The sequence below is a fragment of the Staphylococcus auricularis genome (assembly GCF_051172115.1).
Lineage (GTDB): Bacteria > Bacillota > Bacilli > Staphylococcales > Staphylococcaceae > Staphylococcus > Staphylococcus auricularis_A.
Genome location: NZ_JBPIZN010000001.1, coordinates 895959 through 901958 on the forward strand (window position 1 = coordinate 895959; position 6000 = coordinate 901958).

The window sequence follows — 6000 nt, forward strand, 5'->3', positions numbered from 1 at the left end:
CATTTAACCTTCTCTCATCTTCAAAAGTCAACGGCGTTAACTTTATGTGAATTGGCACCATTTCTTTATAAGACGGTTGCCGGGCTTCGCAGGGCACATCCCTCCACCTCTCTCGATAAGAGTTACTTTTATTTGATTAATATATATCCTATCATCACGCTCAAGATTCGTCAACAACTATTTTAATTTTTCTAACAAATCGGGGACGGATTGGAACGCATAAACACGGTCGCATTCTTGATCTTGCGACATGATCAACAGTACCGGCACCGATTGGATTTCGAATTGTTGGCTGAATTCAGGATGAAAGTTTAAATCCAACTTAATAAGTGGCAGTTGCGCCAGCTCGTTGGCAACATCCAGCATTCGCTCAGAAATTTTACAGGTGCCGCATGTCGGTGTATAGCCGAATATCAAGTGCTTATCCTCTGAAAAATTCTGTTCTGGATTGGTTAATTGATCACTGATTGATGTCATGTTAAAAAACTTACCCTTTCTGCAATATACGCTAATTGTTCTTTAGCTTTTTGTTCTTCATCTTGGACTTGGAAACCATGTTTACTAAGGACTTTGGATAAGTAAGGTTTAGGGCAGTTTGCCACTTCACAATACTGTTTATCCACGCGTATATGCTTACTTTCACTTAAATAACGTTTGAACCATTTGCGGATTTTTTCACCTTCACAGTCAGAATCAACTAAGATGTACACTTGATGATCATATAATGATTCAATCATGTTATCAAGCTTATCCACGCTCATCGTACCGTGCGTACATATGATTTGGACGGGTTCGTCTATGACCTGCTTTACACGTTTCTTATCAGACTTGCCTTCGACAATAATCACTTTATTGAGTATGCTCATGCAATCCACCTCTAATAAGTTATGTTTAACTACAACTTTACTTTTCTCATATTGGTGTATTTGTAAACATCGTTGTGCTACTTCAAGCGTAATAGTTTTAATTTTAAATGTCCATTTAAACTGTTCCGCTTAAAGCAATATTAACAATGTCTTAATATATTGTTTAAAAGTGATTACTTGATACACTGCATAGACATCGCTTTACTCTTGGAAAATAAGCACTAAAAATGGGAGCAGAACAGAAATCTACGTGAGTCACGCAAATCTCTGGCCCGCTCCCAAATCAAGTAAGATCTTTCATTTTAATATCTCAGTCGACGAATGAATCAGGTGATTATTCACCGATTAATTCAGAGTAGTCGTCTGCAGATAATAAGTTATCAAATTCGCTTTCGTCTTCTACTTCGACTTTTACCATCCAAGCTTTGTCATATGGTGATTCATTGACAAATTCTGGACTGTCTTCTAATTCTTCGTTAATTTCTGTTACTTTACCGTTGATAGGTGCATAAAGTTCAGAAACAGTTTTAACTGATTCTACGCTACCAAAAGAATCCCCTTCTGAAACTTCGTCGTCTTCTTCTGGTAATTCAACGAATACGATGTCACCTAATTCGTTTTGTGCGTATTCAGTAATACCGATTGTTGCAACGTTTCCGTCTACTTTTACCCATTCATGTTCTTTAGTGTACTTTAATTCACTTGGTACTGACACGTAATTCCCCTCCTAAAAAATATCTATTTACATACTTAATGATGCCACATGATATGTTTACAAGCAACTTTTTAAACAAAAAAATTTGCATAATCTTTTCGTTCACCGCGCTCTGTTAAGCGTTTACAAGACTTTGAGCAATCTCTGTTGTTAATTTACCCATGTATCTTGATATTGTTGTTCGTTGAAACCAACCGTTGCTTTCTCATCAGTTACAGCTAATGGACGTTTAATCAACATGCCGTCAGATGCTAATAATTCAAGTTTTTCATCATCTGACATGGATTTTAATTTATTCTTAAGACCGAGCTCACGATATTTCGCACCACGAGTATTAAATAATTTATTGATGTCGAGCTGTGTTTTTTCAAGAATATTTTCAAACTCTCTTTTTGTCGGCGTATGTTGCACGATATCAATCGGTTCATAGCTCACGCCATACGTATCTAAAAATTTGGCAGCTTTCTTACATGTCGTACAATTCTTGTAGTGATAAAATTTGATCATTAACTGTACCTCCTCTTTTTATTAACATTAATATATCAAAATTAAAAATAAAAATCTCTTTTTTTCAAGCTATATTTTTTTCTTTATGAGCATTGTCCGTTATAATAAAGACAAATTTGTATAAAGGAGCATACAATACATGCAAGCAATTCAATCAACAGACAACTTTAAAGAAGTCATCAATAGCGATCAACCCGTGATTGTCAAATTCGAAGCCGACTGGTGCCGCGATTGTAAAGCAATGGATCTTTGGATTGATCCAATCATTGAAAAATATAACGACTATAACTGGTATGCTGTAAACCGTGACCAATTCGAATCACTAGCTGAAGAAAACGAAGTTATGGGTATTCCAAGTCTACTCGTTTTCAAAAACGGTGAAAAATTAGCGCACTTACATTCAGCAAATGCCAAATCACCAGAACAAGTCGAATCATTCTTAAACGATACATTCAATAAATAATTGAATTCAATCATATAGATTGAGGCCAGGACACCCATTGATGTTCCCGGCCTCATTTTTTATAGCTTAAAATGTACGAATGATATCGTCTGTATGACGTTTACGATTCATCACGCGTTCTTCCATGTCTGTTAAATAGATGAAGCCAACAATGCTTTCATCTGCTGCTACATTAAACATGTCTTTCACTTCAGGATTGAAGATAAATGTCGGTGTTTTCCAGCATGAACCGATACCTGCTTCATGTAATAATAAAAGCAAGTTTTGTGTAAATGCGCCCACAGCCATGAAGTTTTCAAGATTTTGTTTTTGACGTGGATCTTGTTGAGCAGTAACAACGAGCATGCCACCTAATTTCGTAACATCATTGTAGTGATTTTGTTGTTTTTCTGGATCGTTCGGATAAGCAATTTGAGATAATTGTTTACTCATATCACCTAAGCGATCTTTCGTTACGTGAACCACTTTCCAAGGTTCTCTGAATTTATGGTTTGGTGCATCGGCTGCTTGTTTGATCGCTTCATGTAATGCACCATCATCGATTTGCATATCACGTTTATATTTTTTATAACTTCTTCTGTTCGCAATTGCTTCTTGTAATTCCATCTATTTTCGCCCCTTCTTAAAGGATATTAATATAAAAATCACTCTATGTATCGTATCAAATTAGCGATACATTGTTAAATGCTGCTTAAGCTTCTCGACGTGGATTTGACCTGGTGCTTTCGGTGCGTCGAGACAACCATACGAGATACTGCCACCAAAGACACCTTGTGCGGTACGAGTCACTAAACCTAACTGAGACATCGCAATCCCAACAATGTGTTGCGGTAATGTGCGTTGAGACAGTTCCATTGCAGACAATAAATTCAACACATCTTGTGCATCTTTTGGCATTACTGCGACTTTTAAATAGTCTGGGCTTAATTTATGCATTTGATAGTATAAATGCTTCAACTCATCTAACATCGGAGTACCGTTAAAGTCGTGATATGAGACGATGACTTGTTGTGATTCACGGAGTTGTTGAACCACGTTAATTAACGCATTTTTATCAGCATATTCATCAAACTCCACATCAATCATATCGACCGCTTCAAATGTTGATAATTGTTGGAGTAGTTCCAAATAGTCTTGCCCTTCTAAATTGCCAGCGCCACCTTGTGCTTTCGTGCGATACGTGACAAGTAATCGTTGGTTTAATTGTAGAGATGCTAGTTGTTCGATCACCCGTTCTAACAACGCTATCGGATTACTTTCCCACTGGTCTATACGTAGCTCAATGATATCATAAGCGGCTTGATATTGGCGCAAGCCACTAAGCATTGAATCTGTGAGTTGTTGCGCTGGTGCAATCGTGACCGCAATGTTGACATGTGACATCAAACCACCCTTTCTCTCGTACGTTTGCTTAATTTTATTGTACATGAAATAGTCAAGTTCTGACAGTATTTAAAGCGCTTTATTTAATTGCTGAAGCAACCGCTCATGATTAAACGAAGTTGCTACCGGGTAGACATAGATTAAGCAATACAATTAGGAGGTTTTAATAATGGCAGTACAATATGAAACTAAAGCAATTAATACTGGTGGCCGTAACGGTCATGTGCATACAGACGATAAAGCAATTGACACAGCAGTGATACCTCCAGCTCAAGCAGATTCAGAAAAAGGTACAAACCCTGAACAATTATTCGCAGCAGGTTATGCATCTTGCTTCAACGGTGCGTTCGATTTAATCTTAAAACAACACAACGTCAGAGGCGCAGAACCTGAAGTAACTTTAACAGTTAGATTAGAAGACGATCCTAATCCAGACGTTGAAAGTCCTAAATTAAGCGTAGACATTCACGCTAAAGTGAAAGATGTGGTATCTCAAGAAGATGCTGAACAATATTTACAAGAAGCACACGAATTCTGCCCTTACTCTAAAGCAACAAACGGTAACATTGACGCAAACTTAAGCGTTGAAGTCGAAGGTTAATTCACTTCAACGTATCATACACGACTTACGTTAATAGGAGCGATTGAAAGATTTGCTACTCGTCTTTCAGTCGCTTTTTTATATTGTTTTTGAAAATGAAGCGTGTGGCGCCATGTGCAAACTTTATCACTTTTCTGCGGTTCTCCACTCATTTCTGACCTATCTCTATGTAATTGTGAATTAAGTATGAACATTTTTCATTATTTCACCGCTTCTAATGTAGATTTTCTAACTTATTTTAAAAATACTGTTGTCCTCCACAGAGTTATCCTTTATGATAAGCTTAATTATCTGAAATTTCTTATTCTTTATGGTTACGTTTTTTCAATTAGGAGTGAAGTTTACAATGTTAGAAATTCGAACTATAACGCAAAAAGAAATCTTAAACCACACACAGTTTCTTGAACTCTGTACGAAGAAGGAATGCAAAGTCTATGCATGGAACTTGTACACATCTAAAGATTCTGTAGAAGATTACATCACCACTTTGCTCTCCAATCACATCTTCAACTACCAATTCATCGGTGCCTTCGATGGAGAAGAGCTGGTTGGTATCATCAGTCTCAAACTGTTACTGTCATCAGGAGAACAACACAAAGCTTACTTGGAGAACTTAGCTACGAAAACAACCTCAACCATAGAAGAAGAAATCATCGCTACCGCATTATTTGATCACATCATTGAACTCTGTAACTCTAAGCACATCGAAATCTTATTAACGTCCGTTGCCTCTAATAACATCAGCGCCAAAATATTCTTTAGTCAACACAACTTCGAAATGTTAGTCTTTGAACCTAACGCACGCAAGCTCGACTCGAATTACATTGATGAACACTGGTTGAGCTATCACTTATAAATGAACCCTTCTGCACTTCGACATAAAATTCCCTATCGCTAGAATTTAAAATTAGAAATACAACAGAGAAACACATCTTCACATTTGTCAAACAAATAAAAATTCAATATAATAACGCTAAGTTTGTTTAGAAAAAGATTTCATTTCCACCTGTCCATATTAAGAAATGAGAAGAAGAGGAGTGGACATTTTGAAACATGCGACAACGTTATTGTCACTATTGCTCTCGTTACTAACGTTAAGCCTGCCTTTATTCGTATTGAATGAAGTGTTTAAAGGGAGCTACGTCGAAATTGCAAGTAGTTTATTTATCTTAGGAGTTGTACTATTTAACATCTTTGCGCTCATCCGTGGCGACCAACTCGCTAACCTCTTTGCGATTGTAGTCAGCTGCATCGGCTTCGGATTATTATTTATTTCTTTATAACAAAAGGTCGGAACACACTCGTAACGTTTGGACATTCATTGAGTACATCCAATCACGACGAGACCTGTCCCGACCATTTATTTTTTGGTGATTATTTTAAATTAGACAAACATCTTTTGTAAGAAACCTTGCTTACGCTGTTTTAGTAAGTTGAGTTTTTGTTTTTTATTATTTATTAAAAC

General features: G+C 36.8%; 10 protein-coding genes and 1 riboswitch. Of the genes, 4 read left to right on the top strand and 6 right to left on the bottom strand.

The genetic code is table 11. The features are described 5' to 3' along the window. Positions 1 to 11 precede the first annotated feature (11 nt). Positions 12 to 122: riboswitch (SAM riboswitch) on the bottom strand. Between the two features lie 55 nt (positions 123 to 177). The 4 genes from ACSBRB_RS04300 to ACSBRB_RS04315 all read right to left on the bottom strand — a co-directional run bounded on the left by ACSBRB_RS04300 (position 178) and on the right by ACSBRB_RS04315 (position 2088). Next, positions 178 to 477 (bottom strand): thioredoxin family protein, encoded by a 300-nt coding sequence (locus ACSBRB_RS04300; protein ID WP_059106384.1) that lies wholly within the window; start codon positions 475 to 477, stop codon positions 178 to 180. Beyond that, on the bottom strand, positions 474 to 866 hold the full coding sequence (locus ACSBRB_RS04305; RefSeq protein ID WP_435031765.1) for a toprim domain-containing protein: 393 nt from the start codon (positions 864 to 866) through the stop codon (positions 474 to 476). Before ACSBRB_RS04305 ends, ACSBRB_RS04300 begins: the two co-directional genes overlap by 4 nt. 334 nt (positions 867 to 1200) lie before the next feature. Further along, a complete protein-coding gene (gene gcvH / locus ACSBRB_RS04310) occupies positions 1201 to 1581 on the bottom strand; it encodes a glycine cleavage system protein GcvH (protein WP_059106382.1) in 381 nt (126 codons plus the stop codon). Positions 1582 to 1731: 150 nt separating this feature from the next. Then, positions 1732 to 2088, bottom strand: coding sequence for an arsenate reductase family protein (locus ACSBRB_RS04315; RefSeq protein ID WP_435031766.1), 357 nt, complete (start codon positions 2086 to 2088; stop codon positions 1732 to 1734). A 139-nt stretch (positions 2089 to 2227) separates the two neighbouring features. Between ACSBRB_RS04315 and ACSBRB_RS04320 the strand changes: the two genes are divergently transcribed. Then, positions 2228 to 2551, top strand: a complete 324-nt coding sequence (locus ACSBRB_RS04320) for a thioredoxin family protein (protein WP_435031767.1) — start codon at positions 2228 to 2230, stop codon at positions 2549 to 2551. A gap of 66 nt (positions 2552 to 2617) precedes the next feature. Here the strand turns inward: ACSBRB_RS04320 and ACSBRB_RS04325 are convergent, their stop codons facing one another. Together ACSBRB_RS04325 and aroD are read right to left on the bottom strand one after the other, a co-directional pair. Further along, positions 2618 to 3157 carry a nitroreductase family protein gene (locus ACSBRB_RS04325; RefSeq protein WP_435031768.1) on the bottom strand — a complete coding sequence of 180 codons (540 nt, stop codon included), beginning with the start codon at positions 3155 to 3157 and terminating at the stop codon, positions 2618 to 2620. A gap of 60 nt (positions 3158 to 3217) precedes the next feature. Further along, positions 3218 to 3934: a type I 3-dehydroquinate dehydratase gene (aroD, locus tag ACSBRB_RS04330; RefSeq protein ID WP_435031769.1), complete on the bottom strand. Its 717-nt coding sequence runs from the start codon at positions 3932 to 3934 to the stop codon at positions 3218 to 3220. Between the two features lie 169 nt (positions 3935 to 4103). Between aroD and ACSBRB_RS04335 the strand changes: the two genes are divergently transcribed. The 3 genes from ACSBRB_RS04335 to ACSBRB_RS04345 all read left to right on the top strand — a co-directional run bounded on the left by ACSBRB_RS04335 (position 4104) and on the right by ACSBRB_RS04345 (position 5818). Next, positions 4104 to 4535, top strand: coding sequence for an organic hydroperoxide resistance protein (locus ACSBRB_RS04335; protein ID WP_107391912.1), 432 nt, complete (start codon positions 4104 to 4106; stop codon positions 4533 to 4535). Positions 4536 to 4881: 346 nt separating this feature from the next. Beyond that, a complete protein-coding gene (locus tag ACSBRB_RS04340; RefSeq protein ID WP_435031770.1) occupies positions 4882 to 5391 on the top strand; it encodes a GNAT family N-acetyltransferase in 510 nt (169 codons plus the stop codon). 190 nt (positions 5392 to 5581) lie between these two features. Further along, positions 5582 to 5818, top strand: a complete 237-nt coding sequence (locus tag ACSBRB_RS04345; protein WP_435031771.1) for a hypothetical protein — start codon at positions 5582 to 5584, stop codon at positions 5816 to 5818. The last annotated feature ends 182 nt before the right edge of the window (positions 5819 to 6000 follow it).